The 22,273-nt window shown below is 66.8% G+C and carries 18 protein-coding genes; 9 read left to right on the forward strand and 9 right to left on the reverse strand.

Annotated features, from left to right (window positions below):
• Positions 1 to 28: 28 nt before the first annotated feature.
• The 7 genes from Poly30_RS00905 to Poly30_RS00935 form a co-directional block, all read right to left on the reverse strand.
• Positions 29 to 604, reverse strand: a complete 576-nt coding sequence (locus tag Poly30_RS00905; protein ID WP_145194140.1) for a hypothetical protein — start codon at positions 602 to 604, stop codon at positions 29 to 31.
• A 396-nt stretch (positions 605 to 1,000) separates the two neighbouring features.
• Entirely contained in the window at positions 1,001 to 1,558 is a 558-nt protein-coding gene (locus tag Poly30_RS00910; protein ID WP_145194141.1) for a DJ-1 family glyoxalase III, read from the reverse strand.
• A 22-nt stretch (positions 1,559 to 1,580) separates the two neighbouring features.
• Positions 1,581 to 2,924, reverse strand: coding sequence for a serine hydrolase domain-containing protein (locus Poly30_RS00915; protein ID WP_145194142.1), 1,344 nt, complete (start codon positions 2,922 to 2,924; stop codon positions 1,581 to 1,583).
• A 101-nt stretch (positions 2,925 to 3,025) separates the two neighbouring features.
• On the reverse strand, positions 3,026 to 3,550 hold the full coding sequence (locus tag Poly30_RS00920) for a phospholipase D-like domain-containing protein (protein WP_145194143.1): 525 nt from the start codon (positions 3,548 to 3,550) through the stop codon (positions 3,026 to 3,028).
• Between the two features lie 46 nt (positions 3,551 to 3,596).
• Positions 3,597 to 5,288 carry an outer membrane protein assembly factor BamB family protein gene (locus tag Poly30_RS00925; RefSeq protein WP_145194144.1) on the reverse strand — a complete coding sequence of 564 codons (1,692 nt, stop codon included), beginning with the start codon at positions 5,286 to 5,288 and terminating at the stop codon, positions 3,597 to 3,599.
• Positions 5,289 to 5,297: 9 nt separating this feature from the next.
• Entirely contained in the window at positions 5,298 to 6,623 is a 1,326-nt protein-coding gene (locus Poly30_RS00930) for a hypothetical protein (RefSeq protein WP_145194145.1), read from the reverse strand.
• A 139-nt stretch (positions 6,624 to 6,762) separates the two neighbouring features.
• Positions 6,763 to 7,641 (reverse strand): DUF2911 domain-containing protein, encoded by an 879-nt coding sequence (locus Poly30_RS00935; protein WP_145194146.1) that lies wholly within the window; start codon positions 7,639 to 7,641, stop codon positions 6,763 to 6,765.
• A 268-nt stretch (positions 7,642 to 7,909) separates the two neighbouring features.
• Between Poly30_RS00935 and Poly30_RS00940 the strand changes: the two genes are divergently transcribed.
• The 5 genes from Poly30_RS00940 (at position 7,910) to Poly30_RS00960 (ending at position 15,477) form a co-directional block, all read left to right on the forward strand.
• Complete coding sequence (locus Poly30_RS00940; protein WP_145194147.1) at positions 7,910 to 10,018, forward strand: Ig-like domain-containing protein; 2,109 nt, start codon at positions 7,910 to 7,912, stop codon at positions 10,016 to 10,018.
• 72 nt (positions 10,019 to 10,090) lie between these two features.
• The gene (gene ggt, locus Poly30_RS00945; RefSeq protein ID WP_145194148.1) at positions 10,091 to 11,773 is read left to right on the forward strand and encodes a gamma-glutamyltransferase; all 1,683 of its coding nucleotides are present in this window, start codon (positions 10,091 to 10,093) and stop codon (positions 11,771 to 11,773) included.
• 118 nt (positions 11,774 to 11,891) lie between these two features.
• Positions 11,892 to 12,788 carry a rhombotarget lipoprotein gene (gene rhlP, locus Poly30_RS00950; protein ID WP_145194149.1) on the forward strand — a complete coding sequence of 299 codons (897 nt, stop codon included), beginning with the start codon at positions 11,892 to 11,894 and terminating at the stop codon, positions 12,786 to 12,788.
• Positions 12,785 to 13,570: a rhomboid family intramembrane serine protease gene (locus Poly30_RS00955; protein ID WP_145194150.1), complete on the forward strand. Its 786-nt coding sequence runs from the start codon at positions 12,785 to 12,787 to the stop codon at positions 13,568 to 13,570. The genes rhlP and Poly30_RS00955 overlap by 4 nt, the downstream gene beginning before the upstream one ends.
• Positions 13,571 to 13,767: 197 nt before the next feature.
• Positions 13,768 to 15,477: a transposase zinc-binding domain-containing protein gene (locus tag Poly30_RS00960; RefSeq protein ID WP_145194151.1), complete on the forward strand. Its 1,710-nt coding sequence runs from the start codon at positions 13,768 to 13,770 to the stop codon at positions 15,475 to 15,477.
• A 591-nt stretch (positions 15,478 to 16,068) separates the two neighbouring features.
• Here Poly30_RS00960 and Poly30_RS00965 read toward each other — a convergent pair.
• On the reverse strand, positions 16,069 to 16,305 hold the full coding sequence (locus Poly30_RS00965; protein WP_419190798.1) for a secretin N-terminal domain-containing protein: 237 nt from the start codon (positions 16,303 to 16,305) through the stop codon (positions 16,069 to 16,071).
• Between the two features lie 40 nt (positions 16,306 to 16,345).
• On the opposite strand from Poly30_RS00965, the gene Poly30_RS00970 reads away from it, so the two are divergent.
• From Poly30_RS00970 to Poly30_RS00980, 3 genes are all read left to right on the forward strand, one after another.
• Positions 16,346 to 16,642, forward strand: coding sequence for a DUF5372 family protein (locus tag Poly30_RS00970; protein ID WP_145194153.1), 297 nt, complete (start codon positions 16,346 to 16,348; stop codon positions 16,640 to 16,642).
• 188 nt (positions 16,643 to 16,830) lie between these two features.
• Positions 16,831 to 17,304, forward strand: a complete 474-nt coding sequence (locus Poly30_RS00975) for a helix-turn-helix domain-containing protein (protein ID WP_145194154.1) — start codon at positions 16,831 to 16,833, stop codon at positions 17,302 to 17,304.
• Between the two features lie 403 nt (positions 17,305 to 17,707).
• On the forward strand, positions 17,708 to 19,783 hold the full coding sequence (locus Poly30_RS00980) for a recombinase family protein (RefSeq protein WP_145194155.1): 2,076 nt from the start codon (positions 17,708 to 17,710) through the stop codon (positions 19,781 to 19,783).
• Between the two features lie 834 nt (positions 19,784 to 20,617).
• Here the strand turns inward: Poly30_RS00980 and Poly30_RS00985 are convergent.
• Positions 20,618 to 20,929 carry a hypothetical protein gene (locus Poly30_RS00985; RefSeq protein WP_419190799.1) on the reverse strand — a complete coding sequence of 104 codons (312 nt, stop codon included), beginning with the start codon at positions 20,927 to 20,929 and terminating at the stop codon, positions 20,618 to 20,620.
• A 72-nt stretch (positions 20,930 to 21,001) separates the two neighbouring features.
• Here Poly30_RS00985 and Poly30_RS00990 point away from each other — a divergent pair, with 72 nt between their 5' ends.
• Positions 21,002 to 22,114 carry a hypothetical protein gene (locus Poly30_RS00990; protein ID WP_145194157.1) on the forward strand — a complete coding sequence of 371 codons (1,113 nt, stop codon included), beginning with the start codon at positions 21,002 to 21,004 and terminating at the stop codon, positions 22,112 to 22,114.
• The last annotated feature ends 159 nt before the right edge of the window (positions 22,115 to 22,273 follow it).

A 22,273-nucleotide genomic window follows, 5' to 3' on the forward strand; every position in this document is an offset into this window, starting at 1 on the left:
ATGGTGCCTTCTATCGGGCCGCCCGGCCTCAGGCGCCGTGGATCTCCATGAGCTCGCTCAGCGGGATCGGCTCCGACTGGCGCCAGGGCACGAACGGGCGGACGATGAGGAGCCCCAATCCGAAGAGCATGGCGGAGGGCAAGAGGCCTTCCAGGATCTTGGACGACCGCTGGTCGGTCAGCCACGCGGCGAGCGGGAGCCCGATCCCGGCGAGGGCCGCCGTGAGCCCCATGAGGAAGAACGCCCAGGTCATGGCGCTTCCCGTGCCGAGATGGGCGCGGAGGTCGGGCCGATGGGTGGCCAGTCCGTTCAGCAGCGCGATGACCGCCCGGTGATAGGTCCCAAGGTCACCGGAGTTCGGGTCCTCCGATTCGTAAGTGTTGCAAGGGAGGCGAAGTCGCCCGCCTGGCTGCATTACGTCCAGCCAGCGCGAGGTGAGGCCGCGCGTGGTGATCTCCCCGTACCGCACCGCCGTTGCATTCGTCCACTCCAGCCGCTCCGAGGGCGCGCCGGAGGCACGGCCCAGCGAAGCGCCCTCGTCGTCGATCGTGAGGCGGATCCTGCGCCCCAGAGGCGCCTTCTTGTACTCGAATGTTTCGTTCATGGCTCTGACCTGCGCTTCCGCGGTACAGACCCATGCGAGGACCTTCGTGCGGGTCCGACACGAAACCCCTGAAAACGAAATCGATGGGTGACTGCCTGAGCCGAGTGGATCAGCGCTCGGACCCCTTCCGCGCCCATCGAACGGGCACGGTCCCTCGCCTTCTTCATACGGGCAGTGGGTCGGCGCCGCGGCGTCGACCCACTGCGGGAAGACGAAGAACTCGACGAACTGCCGATGCGGGCTCTCCCACTTCATCGGGAACGGCAGCGTGGCCTGGGTCCCGAGGCCGGCCGCCGCCAGCGAGCCCTTGGAGCACCACCTGCATGTCTTGGAAGGTGTTCATGGCCCTCTACTGCCGCCGAAATTCAGAGCGCGGACGGAATCGCCCCGTTTCCGTCAGGGCATGCACATGGCCGTCGAGATCTCGGCGGCCCTGGCCTCGCCTTCGAGGTCGGTCACCAGCGCCAGCGCGAACTCGAAGGCCGACCCGGGCCCAAGGCTCGTCAGGAGTTCGCCGTCACGCACCACTCGATCGCCGCCGAGGGTGGCGCCCGCGGCCCGCATCTCCTCGTGCACGCTCGGGTGCCCCGTAAGAGTGCGGCCTTCGGCGAGACCGGCCTTCTTCAGGACGAGCGGTGCCGCGCAGATCGCGGCGGTCAGCCGGCCCGCGGCCGCGCTGGCTCGCACCGCCGCGACGACCCTCGGGTCATCGCGCATCGCGATCGTTCCGCCGAGCCCGCCCGGCAACGCGACCGCGTCGAAGGCGCGGTCCGTCATCTCGTCCATGTCGGCCTCGGCGACCACCGTGATCCCGCGGCTCCCGAGCACGGGCCCCGCTCCCTCGAGACCCGCGACGATCACCTCGATCCCGGCCCTCCGCAGAACGTCGATGAGGATCACGGCTTCCATCTCCTCGAAGCCCTCGGCCAGCGGCACCAGCACGGTTTTCTTCATGCCGCTACCGTACCGACTCTTTCTATGGCGCGATGGAGTTCACGCCGGGAATGAGCGCGCTGTTGTGCAGGCTCCCCAGGGCAGCGGTCGCAGCGTAGTAGGGGTAGGGCGGCACCACCAGCTGCCCGCTGCGACTCGTGCCCAGCACATCCGCGTGCCGGAGATCGAAGACGTCCCGGATCGGCTCCTGGGAGCCCACGACGCGCACGCTTCTCGCGCCCGCCGGCGGAGTCCACGAGAGCGTCACCCCGGCGCTGCTCGCAGCGGCCCGCAGCCCCTCGATCTGGCGCGCCTCGACGGCCGCGCGCGCCACCGTGAAGAGACCGAGAGACGCTCTCACCGACGCCTGCGAGCCCGCAGGTACGTCGGTGATCAGCGCCGCCGTCAGCCCGCGACGTCGATCCATCCAGACGAAGCTTCCCCACGCGCCCGCGCCGACGATCTCTTCGACGTGCTGGCTCGTGGGATGCTCGGCGAGCACCCAGCCTCCGAAACCGTAGTCGGGATCGACGCCGTAGGGGTAGTCCGGGTGCATCGCGGGGAACGGCGAGCCTTCCACCGGGAGACCCCGCGTGTGATTGGTGAAGAAGCGCTCGATGGAAGCAGGCTGGAGGATCGGCTGGCCGCGGAACTGGCCCTCGTCGAGGATCATGTCGGCGAAGCGCATCACGTCCAGCGCGGTGCTGCGCGCGCCGCCGGGCACGCAGGGGTTCGGCGTGAACTGAAGGTAGTCGGTCGCGTTCATGCCCAGCGGATGCAGGATGCGCTGGCTCGCGAGGGCCTCCCAGCTGAGCCCGGCGCGCTGGGCCGCGAGGTAGCCCGTGACCTGCATGCCTGCGCCGTCGTAGCCGAGCCGCTCGCCCGCAGGGAAGAGCACGAAGCCGTTGGTGCCGATCTGCACGACCGACTGCCAGTGGGTGAAGAACGGCAGGTGTTCGTAGGCGAGCGGCGCGTCGATTCCGTGGCGCATGGCCCAGCAGTCGAGCACGGTCGCGTCGCCGATGCCGGGGCGCGGGAAGAGCAGCGGGTACGCATCGCCGACCCGCTCGTCGAGCGTCAAGAGCCCATCCTCGACGGCGCCAAGGATCACTCCGCTCGACAGAGACTTCGTGAGCGACGCCATCCGCGTCTGCGTGTCGAAGTCGATCGTGCCGCGCTGAAAGCGATAGATCTCGCGACCGTTCTGGCGCACGAGCACCGCAACGTTTCCCGAGAGCTTCGGCAGCTCGGCCTCCAGCAGCGTCGTGGCGTCGCGGAAGTCGTAGGGGCCAGGCACGCGCCCCGGGTCTCGATCCGGGCTCGACGGCAGCGACACAGTGGCCTGGGTCAGTAGCGAGAGGGCAGCGACGGCGAGGTTCAAATGCATGGCGTGTTTCGGGGGGGCCGTGGAGGTTCCCCACCCTGAACCCGTCGCGCCCCGCGGGGTTCCGGACGAAGACACGCTTCTTCGGCCCGGCTCCGCGGACCTCAGACGATCGGATCGGGACAGTGCTCTCGCCGCCCGCAGTCGCCGCAGTGCTCTCCCAGGTACAGCCGATCCAGCTCCTCCATCAGCGCCTCGATGGTCGCCAGGTCGTCGGTCAGGATCCCCGCCTCGAAGTTCCGCCGCTTCGGCGACTTGGCCCCGATGCCCGCGCCCGTCAGGTTCGCCGACCCGATGTACGCCATGCGGCCGTCCACGATGATGACCTTCATGTGCATCCGCGGGCAGAGGATGCGCTCGAACCGGTCGCTCTGGATCAGCGCGGGAAAGCGATCGAAGTCCTCGCGGAACGCGGGGCCGGGCTCCTTGGCGTGGATCAGCCGCACCTCGACGCCGTCCTTCACGAGATCGGAGAGCACGGAGAGGAACGGCACGTACTTGCCGCGCGCGCCCTCGACGTGCACGTCCTTGATGTCCGCGGTGGCGATCCAGAGGAAGCGCTCGGCCCGCGGCACCACGTCGTCCATGACGCGCTCGTAGTGACGCTCGTTGAGGATCAGTTCGTGCATGATTCAGGGCACTAGCCGATGTGGCGCGTTCCGAACGCCGTGCGTTTCACTGGAACGTGATCGAGCGCGCATCGCTGAAGTTGGAGACCACGGACCCGCCAACGGTATCGCGGTACCAGCACTGGAAGTTCCAGGTTTGACCCGCGAGAACGGCTACGAAACCGAGGGGCTGGGGCACCGCGCCGAGGTCGGTGCGGAGTTCGATCGAGCCGAGCGTTCCGCTGGAGGCCGCGCTCGAGTTGAAGCGGCCGATGCTGCCCGCGAGGCAGAGGTTGCCGAGGCTGCCGCCGGCGCCCGGCGCGAAACCCTGGGTCTGCGAAAGCAGGAAGTAGCCGAACGAGAACCTCGGCATCCGATCGCAGCGAAGCACGAGGTCGTTGCCCGAGGTTACGGCGTTGCCGCGCGTCGTCATCTGCGCAGGTTGACCCGTGGAGTTCGCGACCGCTGGGCCGCAGTATTCGGTGCCCTGGTCCGGCGAACGGAAGGCACGGACTCGGCCAAGGTCGGCCACCACGAGGTAGCCGTCACCGCCGAGGGCGGGTCCGCCCTGGTTCTGGCGCTGGAAGTTCAGGGTGAAGTGCAGGGTCTGGAGATCGGCGCTGAAAGCCCAGAGCCTGCCGTCGCCCAGCGGGTTGCTCGCGAAACCGTTGGAGACGTAGACGGTGCCGGCGGCGTCGACCGCCGTCTGGGGCGACGGATTGCCGAGCGGCGCGAGCACGCCAGCGTTGGCCGTCTCCGAACCGGTCGCCGGGTCGAGACGAACGAACTCATCGGACGGGTTGAGGGTGTAGACGCTGCCGTCGGCGGCGACGCCGTGCTCGTGCCCGGTGGTCCAGCGGATCGGCACGGACCAGCGCTGAACGAGCGCGGTCCCCGTGTCGTCGAACGCGTAGAGGAAGTCCGTCGCCGGGTTGTTCTGGGACCTCGCGAAGTAGACGGTTCCGTCGGGCGCGACGAACGGGCTGTTCTGGGCCGTGAATCCTGGCAGGACCGGGCTTTCGTACAGCACGGCGCCGGTGGCGAGGTCCAGCTTGCCGACCGAGTTGCCGCCGGGAGCGGGCTGGTCGAAGTAGATGGCTTCATTCCAGATCGCCACGCCGCAGTTGCCGGAGACCGGGCAGAAGCGAGGCGTCTCCCACTCGGTTGCGCCCGTCGCGCCGTCGATACGAACGACGCGGTCCGCGTCGCCGACGACGAGGTCGCCGTCGGCCGTGAAGACGACGCCGTCGTAGGCGAAGGCCTCGGTGATCGCGGCGGAGGTCCAGAGCGGCGCGCCGGTCGCGGCATCCAGCGCGCGGATCGGCCCGGGCTTGCCGTTCTGCGTGCGCGCTGCGTAGACGCGCCCGGAGTTCACGCCGCCGATCCAGGCGATGAACTCCGTGGCGGGATCGCCACCGTAGGGCAGCGACGTCCGCCAGTTCACGGTGCCGGTCGCGAGGTCGTAGCAAAGGATCTCGTCGTTCGCCGATCCGCCGGCGGCGGGGAAACCGGTCTCGCGCACGACGAAGACCTGGCCGTCCGCGATGTACGGCATCCAGGTGATGACCGATGGATTGGCGGTGTCGCGCCAGGCGAGGTCGGGAGCGATGGGGCCGATGGCGCCGGAGCGACCGTTGCGCGCGGCGTTCCCACCCAGGTTGCCGAAGTCCTGGGCCCAGGTCGTGGCCGACGTAACGGCGGAGAGGCTGGAGAGGAGAACCACCGCCAGGGAGACGCTGCGAAGGGCTGGGACTTGCATCGTTCCAGTCTACATGGACGCCTTGAATCCGTGTTTCGGGCGCCGTAGCGACTGCGTGAACCGCAGGGCGATCAGGATCCAGGGAATCGTCAGGGCGAGCCAGAGCCAGGTGAGCGTCAGGCCGCTCAAGGTCGCTGCACCCAGGAAGATCACGATCGAGGTGACGGCTTCCGTCCCGGGCTTGATCACGCCGTTCGTGAGCATCACCGTGTCACGGGCGTTGCGCCTGCCGAGGACGCGGTAGGTCGATGCCAGCGCCGGGTCATGGAGGCCGCGTCGCAGGACGAGCGCTCCGCGCCCCATAGTCAGGAGCACGAGCCAGCCGAGGGGTGTGGAGGCGCCGAGGGTGGCGAGTCCGATCAGCAGCAGGACGGCGGGTAGTAGGATGAGCTGGGGCCTCACGCCGTAACGATCGAGCAGCCGTCCGGCGAGGAAGAACTGGATCAGAACGATAAGGGCATCCGTCGCGGCGTAGAAGAGCGCGATGTACTCGGCCATCGCCACCTCGTCCGCATGGAAGTAGTTGGCGACGACCAGCTTCCACTGGTAGCCGAGCAGGGTCAGTACGAGCACCTGGCCCGCGACCAGGAGCGACATCCTGAGGCGAAACCGGCGCGCTCGATCCGGACTGAAGGTCCGCGCGGTCCGCGACGCGGCCGATGCCGCACTGGCCGTGGCCGCTGGCTGATCGGCGCCTGGGTCACGCACCGAGCCGGCGCGAAGCGTCGGCCGCATGGCCAGGAGCACGATCACGCCCACATCCAGGAGCGCGGCGATGAGGAGCCAGCTCGACAGCGGAAGTAGGTGTCCCTCGAATCCGATGGTGGCGCCGATCAGGATGCCAGCCGTCGGCGCTCCCGCGGACACGAGCGCGTACGGCCTCTTCGAGCGTCCTTCGGCGAACGCCTCGTTCATCAGCGTCACGGAGTGGATCGTGTTCAGGCAGCCGCGAATCTCGACGAGCAGGTAAAGTCCTCCGAGGACCGGCAGCGAGTGGTGGTAGCGGCCCTGAACGAGGAAGAGCAGCCCGAGCGTGAGCGCGGCCAGCATGCACCAGGACGCGATGGCCACCTTGCGGCCGGAGAGGCGCTGCGTCACGCCCCTCGAGATCCAGGCGACCACGATGACGGAGAGCGCCGCGATGGCGAGGAGAGCTGGGAGCGCGGCGGGGCCGATGCGTGAAAGGAAGAGGCTCACCGCCACCGATCGCATGACGACGTAGGACGCGGCCGTCAGGAACGTGAAGGCGAACAGACGGCCGACTTCGGGCTGTTCCTCCGGGGGGGAGCCGGGCTCTGCCTCTCCGGCTCGCCGTTCCGTCGACACTTCCTTCACGGGTGCATTGTCGCTTGACGGCCCGGCCGAGTCGCCGGCCAAGCCACCTAAAAGCAGGCCGCGGCGCCCCGCTTCCGGGGCGCCGCGGTCGGCGATTCATCGGGTCACTCGTGGAGTGGTACTCCTCGGCGGTCTTCGACTACTTCAGCTTGGCGAGGAACGCCTCGAGGCGCTCCGTGTAGCCGAAGTCGCCGCCCTCTGTGGCCTTCGCGGCCTTGGCCGCTTCGAGGGCCGCCATGCCGACGCGCTTGGCCTTGTCCGTGTTGCCCATGGTCAGCGCGAGGTCCGCCTGCTGGTACATCATCCAGAACGTGCCGGGCTGCATCTCGTTGGCCTTGTCCATCCACGAGGAGGCTTCCTCGAGGCCTTCTTTCTTGTCGATCATGTACATCGCCGCGTCGAAGTAGGTGCGCGCGCTGACGTCCCCGGTCGCGTTGCGGACCTTCTCGTCGATGCGCTGCATCATCTTCGTATCGGTGTCGACCATGACGGGCACGCTCAGGTGCATGTCGGCCCAGGCGATGAAGAGCTCGGCGCCGTTCGCGTGGAAGCCCTGGAAGTCGATCGTCAGCGTCTCGTGGGTCGCGGCGAGCTTCGTCGGCTTGATCGAAAGACGCACCGCGTCCTCGGCCGGGTCGTAGCCGTCAGCGCCCCAGAGGTCCGTCTGGTTGCTGAGGATGAACGTCCAGTCGGCGTTCTCCATCGGGATCACGTAGATGGCGTATGTGCCGGCCTCGACGGATTCACCACCGAAGGTCGCGTCCTGGTCGAGGGTGATCTTGCTGGAAGCGTTGGCGCCGGCGCGCCAGACGGCGCCCCAGGGCTCGAGGCCGCCGAAGATCTCGCGGCCGCGCACGCTCGGGCGGCTGTAGTCGAGGACCACCTCGCCCAGGCCGATCTGCTGGGTGACGGTGGCGTGGGGGCTCTTGGGGGGGCCGCCGAGCTGGGCGAGGGCGGCGGGGGCGAGGACGGTGGCCGCGAGGCTGGCGAAAGTGAGGGAAAGAAGGCTGAGGCGCATGTCTTGGGTCTGGAGAGGGCTGGGGCCGCCGGGGACGAATCGCCATCCCGGCCGGCGCGACGGAGTCGCGATTCGCGCGAGACCTCAACGTGTGACCTCGATTTCCGCAACCAATCTCCGGCGTGAACGCGGTTCGGCTTGATGTCGCGCTCATACCCGGGGAGTTCGGATGGATCCGCGCGGGGGAAGTAACCCCGCGCGTTGGACCTTCTAGCGAGTCCGTGCGGGCGATCCAGGCCCGCAAAAGCAACCGCTGCCTTCCACTGACATGCTCGTTACTTTCCTCTGCTTCGCCAGCCTATCGCTTCCGCGCCCCGCTCCCATCCAGGAGGTCGGCGGGGCCCACGGAAGCCTTACCGCCGCGGCGGGAGAACCGCTCGCCGGGGTCCAGCTCCAGCTGTTTCAGGCGAAGCATGATTGGATCGACGGGACGAGGTGGGATCGGGTTTCACTGGTGGGATCCGCCGCGATGACGGACGCCGAGGGCCACTTCGAACTCGAGGTGCCCATCGATCACGACGGGCGCTTCTATCTGGCGTGGCCGGACGGTCCGGCGGCAGCGCAGGTGAGCGGATGGCTGAGCGCCGAGGAGCTCCTCGACGGTATTCGACTCGAGGGCGTGGCGCGCCGTTCGGTGACGGCGCGGTTGGTGGACGGCGAAGGAAACGCCCTGGCGAGAGCGACGGTGGCGCTTCGTTCGACGGCGGCGTCGACGATGACCGATGCGGGCGGCGTATTCACGTTCGAAGGCGTCTGCGCCGAAGCGGAGATCCTGCTCGTGCGGACGGAGGATGACCGAACCACGTGGACGTTCCTCGACTCGTCGAAGCCGGACGAGCAGGGGCCCATCGAGGTCCGCGTGACGTTCGAACTGCCGGCACGGAGTGGCGACTCGAAGCTCCACGGTGTCGATCGTGGGCGCGCGGCGGACCTTCTCGAATCAGCGTTGGATGCGGCGATCGAGGATGGAGATCCGCTGAAGCTGCGGCGGCAACTCGAAGCACTCGCTGGAGCGGACTTGCACGCCGCATTCCGTCGGCTGAACGCCGGGTTGCTGGACGGTGCGTCGCGGGAGGACTTTCCTGTCTACTTCAACTGCTCGGAGATGATCTACCACGATCCGCGCCTCAAGGAAGGGGTCTCCTTCGACGAGTACCTGCGAGCGACCCTTCGTAAGCACTCTGCTCCAGAGGATGACGCCTTGCGGGCGGCGTGCGCGGCCCTCGAGCAGCCTCCGTCCGTCTGGAACGTGCGCGGCCCTTTGGATCTGCGCTCGCGACCCGAGGCCGAACAGCGAAGGGAGATCCAGCATCAGGCCGAGGTGGCGCGCGAGATGTCGTCGCCTCTTGGCCGGGTGGGCCAGCTGAGCCGGGTCGCGCTGCTCGCGTACGATCTCGGGTTCGAGGAAGAAGGCCAGCAGATCTTCGCGCACGCCAGGGCGGAAATGGACCCGACGGCCAAGATCACGAACGCCCAGGCGATCTATGCCGAGGCGCTCTGTTGCTTTGACCGAGATCGCGGCCTGGAGGCGATTCGCTCCCTGGATGACGGAAGAAAGACGGTCGTCGCGCTCGGCGCGTTGGCGCAGCGGATCGCTCACTCGGAGCCAGCCCTTGCGGAGAGCCTGCTCGCCAAGGCGGCTCACGGGGTCGGCGGTGAGAGCTCCAGCGTCCTGGGCGGGCGCTGGGCACCAGCGATCGCCTACGCCATGGCTCCGGTCGACCCCGAGCGTGCCGAGCGAATCGCGACCGCCCATGATCGAACCGGCCACGCGCTCGGGATGGCGGCGCTCGGGCTCGCGCGAGCCGCCGCTTCAGCAGAAACCGCGCAAGAGAAGGCCGCGCAGAAGCTGCGGGCACGAGGCATGATCGACCGCGCCTTGGACCAGATCGAACTCCGCCAGGAAGCGCGCGGCTACCTGGTCGAGCACCACCTACCGATAGGCGGCTCCCTGCTCCGTGCCGCCATGGAAGTCGATCCCGAATCGGCCCACGAGTGGACCGATCGCGTCCTGCGGTACCCGCTTCCGCTCGGTAACCAGAGGAACGAGAAGAGCAGGCGCGGCCGCATGAGCGAGGCGCTCCAGCAGGCCGAAGCCCTTCTGGGCTGGACCGTGCTCGACGTCTGTCCAGAGCTCGCCGAGGTGCTGGCCAGGTCCGCTCTGCGGACGTCCGGGTGTGAGTCGGGCCTCTCCCTCCAGAACACTCGATCTCTCTGGTCCCTGGCGGCCACGCTCGACCCCGAGCGTGCCGCCGATCTCGCCCGCCGTGACGGCGGAGAAGCGCTCACCTACGTCGGGTGGGCGCTCAGTCGGGACGTGGAAGAGCGCCGGGCACTCGCTAGACCCATGGTCCTGTGGACGCCGCCGCTGCGGTGAGTCTCTGGTAACCACGACTCCTTTCGGGGTCTGCGTTCCGTGGCCGCGGCGGGCCTGCCCTATCCTGGGCGGATGCTTCACCTACGGCTACTCTGCATCCTCGGCGCGGCGGTCCTCGTCGCCGCCCCGACCTCGACCGCCCAGGGCCGGCGCGACGCCACCAGCTCGGAGGGAATGGTCGTCACGATTTCACCCGACGCTTCCGAGGTCGGTGCCGACATCCTGGCGCGCGGTGGCAACGCCGTCGACGCGACCATCGCCACGGCGTTCGCACTCGCCGTCACGCATCCGAGCGCGGGCAACGTGGGCGGCGGTGGGTTCATGCTCGTGCATCCGAGCGACGGCAGCCCGCCGGTCTTCATCGACTACCGCGAGAAGGCGCCGCTCTCTTCCACCGTGGACATGTACGTGGACGGAGGGAGCCGCAAGTCCCATCGGTTCGTCGGCGTGCCGGGCACGGTCCGCGGGCTCTCGCTGGCCCACGAGATCTACGGCACCATGGAGTGGGCGGAGCTGGTCGAGCCGGCGGTGAAGCTCGCGCGCGATGGATTCGTGATCCACGCCAACCTCGCGAGGTCGCTGAATCTCACGCTGCTGGTGTCCCACAACGACGAGTTCAAGCGGGTTTACGGTCGCGCCGACGGCGAGGCCTGGGAGGCGGGTCAGAGGCTCGTGCTCACGGACCTCGGCGAGACGCTGGCGCGGATCCGTGACGATCGAACCAACGGCTTCTACGCGGGCAAGACGGCCGAGCTTCTGAGCGCCGAGATGGAGCGCGGGGGCGGATACGTGACGCTCGAGGACCTCGCGCGCTACCGGGCCCGCGTGCGCACGCCGATTCAGTTTCGGTACCGCGGCCACGACGTCCTCAGCGCGCCGCCGCCCAGCTCCGGCGGGATCACGCTGGCCCAGGCGATGCAGATGCTGGAGCCCTTCGAGCTTCGCAAACACGGGCGCTGGTCACCCGCGGCCAACCACCTGATCATCGAGGCGATGCGGCGCGCCTACGCGGAGCGCGCGGCGCACCTCGGCGATGCCGACTTCGTGGAGATCGATCCGAAGCTTTGGAGCGCCGAGCATGCGCGCGACCTCGCGAAGTCCATCGATCCCGAGAAGGCCACGCCCAGCGCGGAGATCGGTCCGCCGCTGACGCTCGCCAAGGAGAGCAAGGAAACGACCCACCTCTCGGTGATGGACGCCAGCGGCATGGCGGTTTCGAACACCTACACGCTGGAGGCCGGCTACGGATCAGGCGTCGTCGTCACGGGCGCTGGCTTCCTCCTCAACAACGAGATGGGGGACTTCAATCCGGAGCCGGGCGTGACCAACGACAACGGCCGCATTGGTACGGCCGCGAACCTGATCGCGCCGGAGAAGCGGATGCTCAGCTCCATGACGCCGACGATCGTCACGAAGGACGGCAAGGTCGTCCTCGTGACGGGAAGCCCCGGCGGTCGCACGATCATCAACACGGTGCTCTGCGTGACCCTGAACGTGCTGGAGTTCGAGATGGGGATTCGCGAGGCCGTCGACGCCGCCCGCATGGACCACGAGTGGTTTCCGGATCGCTTGCGATTGATGGGGGCGGACGATGAGAACGAGAAGCTCGCCGAGGCCCTTCGCGCGATGGGCCACGACGTGCGCTCGAGCCGGGGCCAGGGCGACGCGAACTCCATCCTCGTCGACCCGGCCGGCGTCCTGCGCGGCGCAGCGGACGATGAGTACGGAGCCGCCGTGGCGCTACCCAAGAAGTAGGCCCGATGATTCACGGTGTGAATCGACGCGTGCAGCGGGTTTGACCTGACGTGGGGCAGGTTCTGGTCGAAGCTCAAGGGGTACGAAACACCCGTCCAGCTTCCCCTTAGAGCTTCCCATGACAGTCCTTCGACTCCTTGGCGCCGTCGCGCTTCTGGCGACCACGCTCGCCTGCATTCACACGTCGCAGACCCGCCAGTCCTCCAGCGTCGTCGACTATCTCTATCCGCCGTCGACGGCAGGCGAGTTCGTCCGACACGAGCCCGTGGCTGAGCTGACGCTCTCCTTGCCCGCGCGAGTTGGCATCGCCTTCGTGCCCATTCATGGCGAGCGCGGCGCCTTCTACAGCGAGAGCGGCGGTCTGACGGGCAGGTTCCGTCAAGACCCGCTGCAGTTCGATGAAACGCTGCGACGGAGCCTCCTCGAGCAAGTGGCCGCCGCCTTCGAAGGTCGCCCCGAGATCGCATCCATCGAGGTTCTTCCCTCGCACCAGCTTCGGGAGCAAGGCGGCTTCGAGGAAGTCGACCGGCTGGGGGCGCTCTACGGACTCGATCTCCTGGCGCTCGTCTCCTACGACCAGATCCAGTTCGGTCGTGAGAACGCGAACGCCTGGACGTACCTCACGCTGGTCGGCGCGCTCACCGTGGAGGCGGACGAGACCGAGACGCGGACGCTGCTTGACACCTCGGTGTTCGACATCCGATCGAGGACGCTGCTCGTCACGGCGACCGGCACCAGCGCAGAGACGGCGCGCTCGACGCCGTTCGAAACCCAGCGTGCCGTCCGGATCGCCGCCACTTCAGGTTTCGAAGTGGCGGCGAAGGACCTGATCACGAACCTCGACCAGGGCCTGGAGCGGATGGCGGAGAATGTCCGCGCGGGCACCGCCCGCGGTCCTGGAAGCCCGGCCGTCCAGGTGAAGGTCAGGCCCGGCAACCACGGCGTGGCCGGCCTTGGTTGGGTTCATCTCCTGCTGCTCGCGATCGTCGGTCTGGCCTGTCGCAGGGAAGCATGAAGCGGCCACCTCTCTGGACCATGGCCTTGGCCGTGATGATGACCGTCGCCAGCGCCGGAGATGCCCAAGGACCTCTGCATGCGGCGCTGCGCTTCGAGCGAGCGTCCATCGTTGAGGAGTTCGAGGTCTGGCGCATCGTGACGGGGCAGCTCCTTCACGGAACGCCGCGTCTCTTCGCGGTCGACGTTGCCTGCGTGACGGCGCTCGCCTGGATCGTCGAGCGGAGGTCCGGCCATGTGATGCGGCTGCTCTTCGGGAGCGCGCTGGCGGCGGGGCTCGGAACGCTGTGGCTCGCCCCCGAGATTGAGTTCCTCGAGGGAGCGTCCGGGATCGCCTCCGGACTGCTCGCGTACCTGCTGGTCGATCTCATGGTGATGGGCGGTCCACGCCAGGCTCGACTCGCTGCCATCGGGTCGGTGGTCTTCGCCGGCAAGCTTCACCTGGAGCTGGTTCTCGGCGAGCACCTGGCCTGGTGGGGGGATCCAATGGGCGAGACCCGAGTGGTGGCGGCGGCGCACCTGTGCGGCGCGCTCGCAGGGCTGATCGCCCGTCTCGTAGGAGGCCGTCAGGCGTCCCGCAGCTCGCGCTTCAGCCAGCCCCGCCATCTGCTGGTCGATCAGCCGCAGCTAGACCCCGTTGAGGAGAGCCGATGGCTGAAGCGTCAGGGCATCACGGCTCGTACCGAGCTTGCGGCGAACCATCGCGCCCAGCGGTTCGGAAGGCACCGTGTCGACACCCCGCTTGGAAGTCCTATTCGTCGGTCGCTCCTCCTCCGTCGATGATCGCGCCGTTCGACCCGAAGACGCGTCGGTACGTGCCGATCTCGATGGGGAACGACTCCCCGTTCGAGCCGTCGTAGATCCCGGGTCGGATCTATCCGGAGCGATTCCAGCGGCTCGAGCAACGTCTCGGAGGCGTAGCGTGGCCATGGCGCCTTGCGCGCAACCCGCTTCGAGCTCGACCGGTCCGTTCCTCTGGAATGGACGATCCACCGGACATCTTCAGGGGCACGGGGGGCTGCTCGCCGCTCCAGAATTTCGTCCGGGCCCACCTTCCCGGTTTCCTCGCGGAGTTCGAGGACGAGCACGGCGGTCGTTCCCTGCCGCAGTACGTCATCCAGGAATTCGAGGCTCTACTCGAATGCGGCGATCCAGCGTTCGGCTTCAGCCGCCTTCGTTGCCCCTCCTGCGCAACGGACACGGTGGTGCCGTTTTCCTGTAAGGGTCGAACGTTCTGTTCCTCCTGCGGCGGGCGCCAGATGGCGCAGACGGCCGCGCACCTCGTCGACAGGGTCTTCCCCGATGTTGATGTGCGCCAGTGGGTACTCACGGTCCCCAGGCCGCTACGCCTGGCGATGGCGATGAACGCGGAGCTCTGCCGAGAGGTCACGCGGGCACACATTCGCGCGGTCTCTGCCTCCTACAAACGCCGCGGACAAGTGACCCTGGATCGTCAGCAGCAACAAGTGCAAGGCGACGCAGAGGTTGACCCAGAGGAAGCCGCACCTTCCATTCCTGAATCCCCGGTCCGGCTCGACGTTGGCGCCGTGAATTCGACGCAGCGTTTTGAATCTTCGTTGGGATTGAATGTTCACTTCCACTCCCTCTACCTGGACGGTGTGTACGTCACGCGCAGCGCTTTCGAGTCTCCCGTCTTTCTGCCCGCGGACCCTCTGACGTCGGCGGAGGTCGAGCGTGTGCACGGCGACGCGATCGAACGCATCCGTCGGGTGCTGAAGCGCTACTCCCTCGACCCGATCGCACTCGGTCTGCCACTACGCAAAGGCGACGACCCCCCTTGGGAGTACGCGGACGCGAGCGCTGATGAGCAGCCGCTTCTCGACTTTGGCGTCGCGCGTGATGATGCGTACTTTCCGGCCCTGAAGGCTGCCTCGGTGAAGTCACTGGTGCCTTTCGGTCCTGGTGCTGGGCAGCCGCTGAAGCGCCTCATCGACCCTGATCTCGGCCTTGCGTTCCAGTCGTCGGGTTGGGGGGGTCAGTACGTGCCGCCTCCACTGGTGGTGAATGCTGACGGGTTCTCGTTGCGTGCGCTGATCCGGAAGGGTCAGCGGGCGCAACTGGAGAAGCTCTGCCGCTATGTGACGAGGCCCGCCATCAGCCTCGAGCGCTTCGAGGTGCGTCCTGATGGGATGGTCTCATGGCTGCTACGCAAGGCCTGGCGTGATGGGACCAAAGGCTTCGTCATGACGCCGTACCAGTTCATGGCTCGACTGGCGGCGCTCGCGCCGCATCCGCGCGAGCATCAGCTGACGTATCAGGGAGTGCTGGCCCCGGCCTCATCATTGCGTGATCAAGTGGTGCCGCGTCCCGTGGTTCGGAAGGAGCCGAAGGATGTGGACGTCGCCGATGAAGACGGCTCGAAGAGTGCGGGGGAGCCGTCGAAGGACCAGAGGTACATCCGCTGGGCAGATCTTCTGAAGCGGGTGTTTTCGGAAGATGTTCTCAAGCGCCCGCGCTGCCGCGGGCGTCGGCACATGATCTCCGTGATCACAGATCCGGAGACAGCGCGGAAGGTGCTGGAGGGGGTGAGAGCGGCAGCGAGGAGATCATCCGATTCGCCCGGTGGGGGAGACCCGTCATCGCCAGGGCCGAGCCGTTCCCCACCGGCAGAGCCCGAGGTCCGAATACCGATGCCGCCTCGGCAGGGGCGGCTGGACTTCGGGAAGTAGGGCGCTGCGAAAGAGCGGCGCGCGGGCGATCGTGCTCGATGAAACAACAACAGCCAGCGCCTTGGGAAGGGTGCTGGCTGCAGGTCGTGGTGACGCGAACCGGTGGTGCCGTTCGGAGAGGGGGAAATCGGGGGAGTTCCGCTGACCGAAGAGGCCGATGGCCGCTCGGGCGCTCCCGAGTGGCCGGTGAGGATGGGTGTAGCGGTGAATCGGGCCCCAGGCTACGGCGACTGGCGTGTCGACACACCGCTTGGAGTTCCTATCCGTTGATGAGCCCGCTCTCCCGGAAGACGACGACGGGCCCTGCGAGGCCACCGGGCGGCTGCCCCACGATGGCGCGGATGTACCCCGGGGGTCGTCCAGGGAAACGGTAGTCAGCCAGCCTCCATCCAACCCGGCGATCGGGCCGCCGAGGGAGAGGACTTCCAGGGGGCCGCTCGATGTCATGAGCGTGTCCCCTGCGAGAAGAAGGACCTCCGTGAGGTCCGCGGATTGGGGTGCGGCTGCGAGGGCCGACATGGCAAATATAAGGGAATTCATAACCTCAAGCTTACCACTGCCTCGGGATTTCAGGTCATCCAGATGGACAGGTCACTTCGCATCGAGCGCCGCGATGAGGTCCTTGATGTCCGCGAGCCTCTCCGCGGTCGCGGTCAGGATCAGGGAGTTCGTGCGGTCGTCGCTCAGGATCCTGGGATCGTCCGCCCTTGGCTCCGCCGGGTTCAGCCCGAGCGCCCTGCTCCAGATGCCTCGGAGGGGTCGACGGAAGCGCCGAAGGCCCAGCGATATATTCGTTGGGCTGATCTGCTCAAGAGGGTGTTGGATCACGCAACCAACTACTGTCGATGTCCCCGATTCAACGGAGCGATTGACGGTCACTCATCCCTTCCACCCGCGCTCCGGTGAGGAGCTGCGGGTCATCGCCGTTCGGCGAACCGCTGGCGAAAGCCGGGTCGACTGCTGTGACGGCGCCGGGGTCGTTTTCAGCCTTGTAGTGGCCTGGACCAGCCTCGCCGAGGTGGATCCGTTCGCCCGGGCGAGCGTGGGGCGGGCGCCGTTCCGCGTCGAGGAGCTGCTCCATGCAGTCGCGCTCGTGGCTGCTCAGCGGCAGGCCGCGCCAGAGCCTGGAGGCTCGAGGGTCGGCAAGGAGGCGGAAGATGTGTAAGTCAAACCCTGCCGCAACTGTAAGGCAAAATATGCCGCTTGCAGATGGCTCGCGCCAGAATGGCAGCGAGACGATTGTGGTTTTAATTCCACGAAAGTGCTCATTTTCAGCGGAGGGCGTCCTTGAAGTCGCCACCAGGCGCGGCATAGAACTTAAGTCAGTCCTCCAGTTCAAGTGCCCAGACCACCATGCCAACCCCACCCCCCGACGATCCCAAAGCTGGCGACCTGGGCCGCTGGTCCATCCTCAATCCTCACCCGGAGGCGGTGAGCGACCGGCTCTTTGCACAGCTCGACTTCTTCGACCCGCGCGACATGCTTCAAGTGAAGTACGAGATGCTCAGGCGGGTCCACGTCGACGGGGACAGCGTTGTCAAGGCGGCCGCGGACTTCGGGCTTTCGCGACCCGCGTTCTACTCAACCCTGGCCGAGTTCGAGCGTGCGGGCATGGCCGGGCTGCTGCCCAAGAAGCGCGGCCCGAAAGGTGCTCGCAAGGTGACGGCTCCCGTCCTTGCGCTCCTGCGCGAGTTGCTGGCGGAGGACAAGCACCTCACCGGTGCGAAACTGGCCGACGAGGTGCAGGCGCGGCTTGGCCTGCGGCTTCACGTACGAACGATCGAGCGAGCCGTGGCCCACGAGGGCTTGCGAAAAAAGCCCCGCTGATCCCCGTTCTGTACTCGACGGGCGGTCCTGACGGCCCGAAGGCGGAGGGAAGTGAGATCGAGGTGGGCCTCGCGCATGCGTACGAGGAGATTCGTCGTTCCGTCCTGATGGAGGCTTCGGAACCGGCGAATATGCCGGGCGGCGAGGACTCGTCGGTGCGAGCGATCGAAGTCAGCCGCATGACGGTCCTGCGCTCTCGGCGCATTCTGCAGGTTCGCGGATCGGCGGCCTGGATCGCTTTCATGCGCCCGGAACTCGCGGCCGCTGCTTCGGTGGCGAGCCCGGAGACTGCGCGCGCAGAAGCGCCGCGCCCGCGCCTCGTCGGCGCGCGATATGAGCAAGTGGAGTTGCTGAACTTGTTGGCAACTCTGGTCATCGATTCACAGATTCGGAGGGTCCCGTCATGACGAACGCATCCACACGCGTCACCGCTCACCATCTCAGCCGCAACGCCTACCTCTACGTCCGTCAGTCCACGCTCCGCCAGGTGGTCGAGAATGGCGAGAGCACCCAGCGACAATACAATCTCGCGGACAGAGCGGTCGCGCACGGCTGGCGTCAAGAGCAGGTCATCACCATCGACTGCGATCTCGGGCAGTCGGCCGCTGGAACGGCCGATCGTCAAGGGTTCCAGGAGCTTGTCAAGGAAGTCGGGCTAGGTCACGCCGGGATCGTGCTCGGGCTCGAAGTGTCCCGTCTCGCCCGAAACTCCAGCGACTGGCATCGACTGCTGGAGATCTGCGCGCTTTCGAGCACGCTCATCCTGGACGAGGATGGCGTGTACGACCCGTCCTGCTTCAACGATCGTCTTCTGCTCGGGCTGAAAGGGACCATGAGTGAAGCGGAACTGCACGTGCTCAGGGCGCGACTCCGCGGCGGGATCTTGAACAAGGCGAAACGGGGGGAACTCTGCCAGAAGCTGCCCATTGGCTACGTGCGCGATGGGTCGAGCAAAGTGGTCTTCGATCCGGATGGAGAGATCCGCGAACGCGTCCAGCATCTGTTCGACACGTTCGCTCGACTCGGGTCCGCAGCTGCCACCGCGAAGGAGTTCCAGAGAGCGCGCCTCGACTTCCCCGCACGATTGAATCGACGTGGAGGGCTGGTGGAGCTCGTCTGGAATCCGCTGACCGCGATTCGCACGCTCCAGATCTTGCACAACCCGATCTACTCGGGCGCGTACGTCTATGGTCGGTACGGCGAACGGCCAGGGCCGACTGGAACGAAGAGGCGAGTGGTCCTTCCGCGGTCGGAGTGGCTCGTGACTCTGCCGGGCTCGCACCCGGGCTACATCACCTGGGACGAGTACCTGCGGAACCAGGAGACGATTCGAAAGAACGGCCTCGCCTACGGCGTGGACCGTCGCACGCTGACGCCGCGGGAGGGGCCGGCTCTGCTGCAGGGCATCCTCCTCTGTGGCAAGTGCGGGCAAAGAATGTGGGTTCACTACGACGGCAGGAAGGAAGGGAAGGTGCCGATCTACGAGTGTCGTTCCGCGCACAGCCAAGGAGCGTCCGAGGTCTGTCAGCGCATGCACGGGAAGGCGATCGATGAAGCGATGGGTCAGCTTCTTCTGGGAGAGCTCACTCCCGAGGCGATCGAGCTGTGCCTTGCTGTGCAAGAGCAGGTCCGAGAGCGGGCAGGCGACGACGACCGTCAGCTCAAGCTGCGAGTGCAGCGCGCGGAGTATGAGGCGAACCTGTCGCGGTCACGCTACCTCCAGGTTGACCCGTCGAATCGGCTCGTAGCCGACTCACTGGAAGCGGACTGGAACGAGAAGCTCCGTGCGCTTCGGGTCGCGCAGGAGGATCGCAAGCAGGGGGCATCGAAGAGCCCTCGCAGGATCGAGACGGAGCAGCGCGCTGAGCTGCTGGGACTTCCCGATGGCTTTGCGGCACTCTGGGCCGATCCCTCCACGGCGCATCAGACGAAGAAGCGTCTGGTGCGGCTCTTGGTGGACGACGTCACGCTGGTTCGGGGCGAAGACATCCTCGTTCAGGTGCGACTGAAGGGCGGCGCGGAGCGGTCTTTCCGGCTCCCCGTGCCCCTGTGTGCGTTCGAACTTCGGCGGACGCCCGCCGAGGTCGTCCGTCTTGTCGACGAGCTCCTGGGAAGCCATACGCGACTGGGAGTCGTCGCGGAGCTGAGAGCACGCGGAGTACGCACCGGGGCCGGTGATGAATTCACGAGTGAGAGCGTCCAACATCTCATCCAGGCCTATGGACTGAAGCCGTATCGGGTTCGACTTGTCGATCAAGGCATGCTGTCGCGCGCCCAGGCGGCTGCGCGACTGGGCGTCTCGGTCAGCACCGCGCAGGACCTTCACCGGAGCGGTCAGCTCACCGGGATCGTCGCGGATGACAAGGGGACTTGGATGTACGATGCAGGCGATGTCGAGCGCCTGACCGAAGCTCGAAGCGAGGCGAAGAACGCACTGAAGGCATCAATCGTGAGAAGCAGGACATCGGCAGCAGTATGACTACAACTCCTTTTCAGAAGACGTTCTCCGCTGCCCACGCTGCCGTGGGCGTCGGCACATGATCTCCGTGATCACGGATCCGGAGACGGTGCGGAGGGTCTTGGAGGGGGTGAGGAAGACCGCGACGAGGCAGGCCGTGTTGGTGAGTGGGGGAGGTGGATCCTCGTCAGAGGAGGGGCGCTCGCCACCGGCAGAGGCTGAAGTGCGAATACCCATGCCGCCTCGACTGTCTCCATTGCAGGGGCGGCTGGACTTCGGGAAGTAGGTCGCCGCAGCCAAGCGGCGCGCGGGCCGCCGGGCTCGGTGAAATGAACACAGCCAGCGCTCTCGTGGAGGGTGCTGGCTGAATGTCGTGGTGAAGCGGACCAGTGGTGCCGTTCCTAGAGGGGGAAATCGGGCGAGTTCGGCTCAGCGAAGAGCCCGATGGCCGCTCGGGCGCTGCGGTGTGCCCTGTGCGGGAGGGGGTGGTGCAGAATCGGGCTTCAGGCTAGGGTGACGGCTGTGGCGACGCCCCGCTTGGAGTACCTATCCGTCCAGGGCGGAGACGGCGGAGTTGGCGCCGAGTTCGGGCAGGGCGCTGAAGCCTTCGTCAGCGACACTGAGTTCATGGGCGGGTCGGGTGGCCAGTGCGGAAACTGCTGGCCTTGCGACGGTTTTCAGGGCTTAGGGGCGATCGGGACGGGTGGCGGGCAGGCGTAAACCCGCGGGTGCCGGTTCAACGGCAGCCCCTGGGGCAGCGGCACGGCCGGGCCGATTCACGGCCACCTCAACGATGGACGCTATCTCTTTGTGCCTGGCAGCGTCGGACCCGACGGGACGTTGACCATGGAGATCTCAGGTGCACCCGGTGAGGTGGTGTATTTCCTCATGTCGGACCGAGGCGGCATTCACGCGATCGGCGCGGATGGGCGGCCCCTCATGACCGGGGCGCCGCTGCTCGGTGGAAGGCGAAGGCTCGAGACGCTCGACGCGAGCCGCAAGATGCGGCTTGACGCCGTGCTCGCCCCAGCGCTTGCGACCGGCACCCAGGTCCGTCACCTCCAGATCGCATTCCTGAGCCCCGGTGGCGTGCGCTTCTCGGACGCCCATACGGTGCTCCATGTGGGAGCCGACGCGCCCTTCCTCTCCGCCACTGAGCCTATTCACGTCGTGCCGGGAGCCACGAACCATGGGGTAGGCCGTGGGTGGAACGAGCCACACGCCGACCTGGATCGGGCGTTGACCCATTCGCTCGTGGATGCTGATCTGCAAACGCACTACTGGCTGCTCGCCGGCCAGTACACGGCCGACGAACTGGGCGAACCCCACCCGTCTGGTGGCAACTTCCGACTGCTCATCGGGGCGTCACTTCACGGCGGATTCGACGGTTCGGAGACCTCCATCGAAGAGCGCGACTTGACCGTGAATCGCACGGTGCTCAGCGGCGACGTCCTAGGCGATGATCTGCCCAATTACTCGAACCGAGCCGACAACCTGGGCAGGCTGTTCTACTCGAACACTTACAGTGAGCTCCGTGACGTCACGCTCACGCAGTTGGACGGAATCGACTTTGTGCACTTCGGCGGCCCATCCGGCGTGGGGAATGGCGGCACGGCCATCCTCCTCGAAGCCCAACATCGCGCCTTGATTCAGGACTGCCGATTTAGTGAGAACTGGGCCGGCAGTAGCCTGGTGGTCGCGAGCTCGCTGGAAGTGGCACGAACGGCGTGGACCAGCAACCGCGGATTGCTCATGAACCAGAACGGCTATGGTCTCGCGTCACTGTGCATCGAAAACTCATCCTTCTTGGCGAACGTGGCAAAGTACAGGCTTGTTGTCGGGGAAGGCTGGGCACCTATGGAGCTCGTGAACCTGACCGTCGTGGCGAATCGTGTCTATCAGCCGACCTGGTCACTCTTCGTGCAGGACGAGGTTATGGATGGTGCGAGCATGAGCGTCCAGAACTGTATTTTCTGGCGCAACGCTTCGGGGGGCAGTACTAGCGAAGCCGTGCACTCTAGCGCCAACGCGCTAGCGGCCACGCCGCCGGATATCGGCTGGAGCTGCATCGATCAGTGGACGGGCACGACTGCGTCCACTGGAGTGATCGCCGTCGATCCGCGCTTTGTGGATGCCGTCGGTCCAGATGGAATCCCGTTCAGCGGTGATGAGGACCTGGGCCTAACCCCCGGGTCGCCCTGTATCGATGCTGGGAACAATGAGCCCATCCTCTCCGCTGGCATAGAACTCGACCTCGCCAGATCCGCGAGGCGGCTCGATGATCCCACGGTTCTCGATACGGGCAACGGAACCGCGCCAATCGTCGACATGGGGGCGCTCGAGCGTCGCTGATCCCGCGGCCCCCTTCGCGCTACAGCTGCGTTGCCGAACCTTGGACGGAACTACTGCGGCGATCTTGCTGCATCCTCGGGAGCATCAGTTGAGGGATCAAGGAGTGCTGGTGCCGCGGCTAGTGGTTCGCAAGGTGCGGAAGGTCTTGGAGGGTGTGAG

The organism is Saltatorellus ferox, assembly GCA_007751475.1.
Classification (GTDB): domain Bacteria; phylum Planctomycetota; class UBA1135; order UBA1135.

What these genes read in the sequence shown, in the direction of transcription:
- Poly30_RS00905 (WP_145194140.1), bottom strand. Translation starts at nt 604, where the DNA reads ATGAACGAAACATTCGAGTACAAGAAGGCGCCTCTGGGGCGCAGGATC.
- Poly30_RS00910 (WP_145194141.1), bottom strand. Translation starts at nt 1,558, where the DNA reads ATGAAGAAAACCGTGCTGGTGCCGCTGGCCGAGGGCTTCGAGGAGATG.
- Poly30_RS00915 (WP_145194142.1), bottom strand. Translation starts at nt 2,924, where the DNA reads ATGCATTTGAACCTCGCCGTCGCTGCCCTCTCGCTACTGACCCAGGCC.
- Poly30_RS00920 (WP_145194143.1), bottom strand. Translation starts at nt 3,550, where the DNA reads ATGCACGAACTGATCCTCAACGAGCGTCACTACGAGCGCGTCATGGAC.
- Poly30_RS00925 (WP_145194144.1), bottom strand. Translation starts at nt 5,288, where the DNA reads ATGCAAGTCCCAGCCCTTCGCAGCGTCTCCCTGGCGGTGGTTCTCCTC.
- Poly30_RS00935 (WP_145194146.1), bottom strand. Translation starts at nt 7,641, where the DNA reads ATGCGCCTCAGCCTTCTTTCCCTCACTTTCGCCAGCCTCGCGGCCACC.
- Poly30_RS00940 (WP_145194147.1), top strand. Translation starts at nt 7,910, where the DNA reads ATGCTCGTTACTTTCCTCTGCTTCGCCAGCCTATCGCTTCCGCGCCCC.
- ggt (WP_145194148.1), top strand. Translation starts at nt 10,091, where the DNA reads ATGCTTCACCTACGGCTACTCTGCATCCTCGGCGCGGCGGTCCTCGTC.
- rhlP (WP_145194149.1), top strand. Translation starts at nt 11,892, where the DNA reads ATGACAGTCCTTCGACTCCTTGGCGCCGTCGCGCTTCTGGCGACCACG.
- Poly30_RS00955 (WP_145194150.1), top strand. Translation starts at nt 12,785, where the DNA reads ATGAAGCGGCCACCTCTCTGGACCATGGCCTTGGCCGTGATGATGACC.
- Poly30_RS00960 (WP_145194151.1), top strand. Translation starts at nt 13,768, where the DNA reads ATGGACGATCCACCGGACATCTTCAGGGGCACGGGGGGCTGCTCGCCG.
- Poly30_RS00975 (WP_145194154.1), top strand. Translation starts at nt 16,831, where the DNA reads ATGCCAACCCCACCCCCCGACGATCCCAAAGCTGGCGACCTGGGCCGC.
- Poly30_RS00980 (WP_145194155.1), top strand. Translation starts at nt 17,708, where the DNA reads ATGACGAACGCATCCACACGCGTCACCGCTCACCATCTCAGCCGCAAC.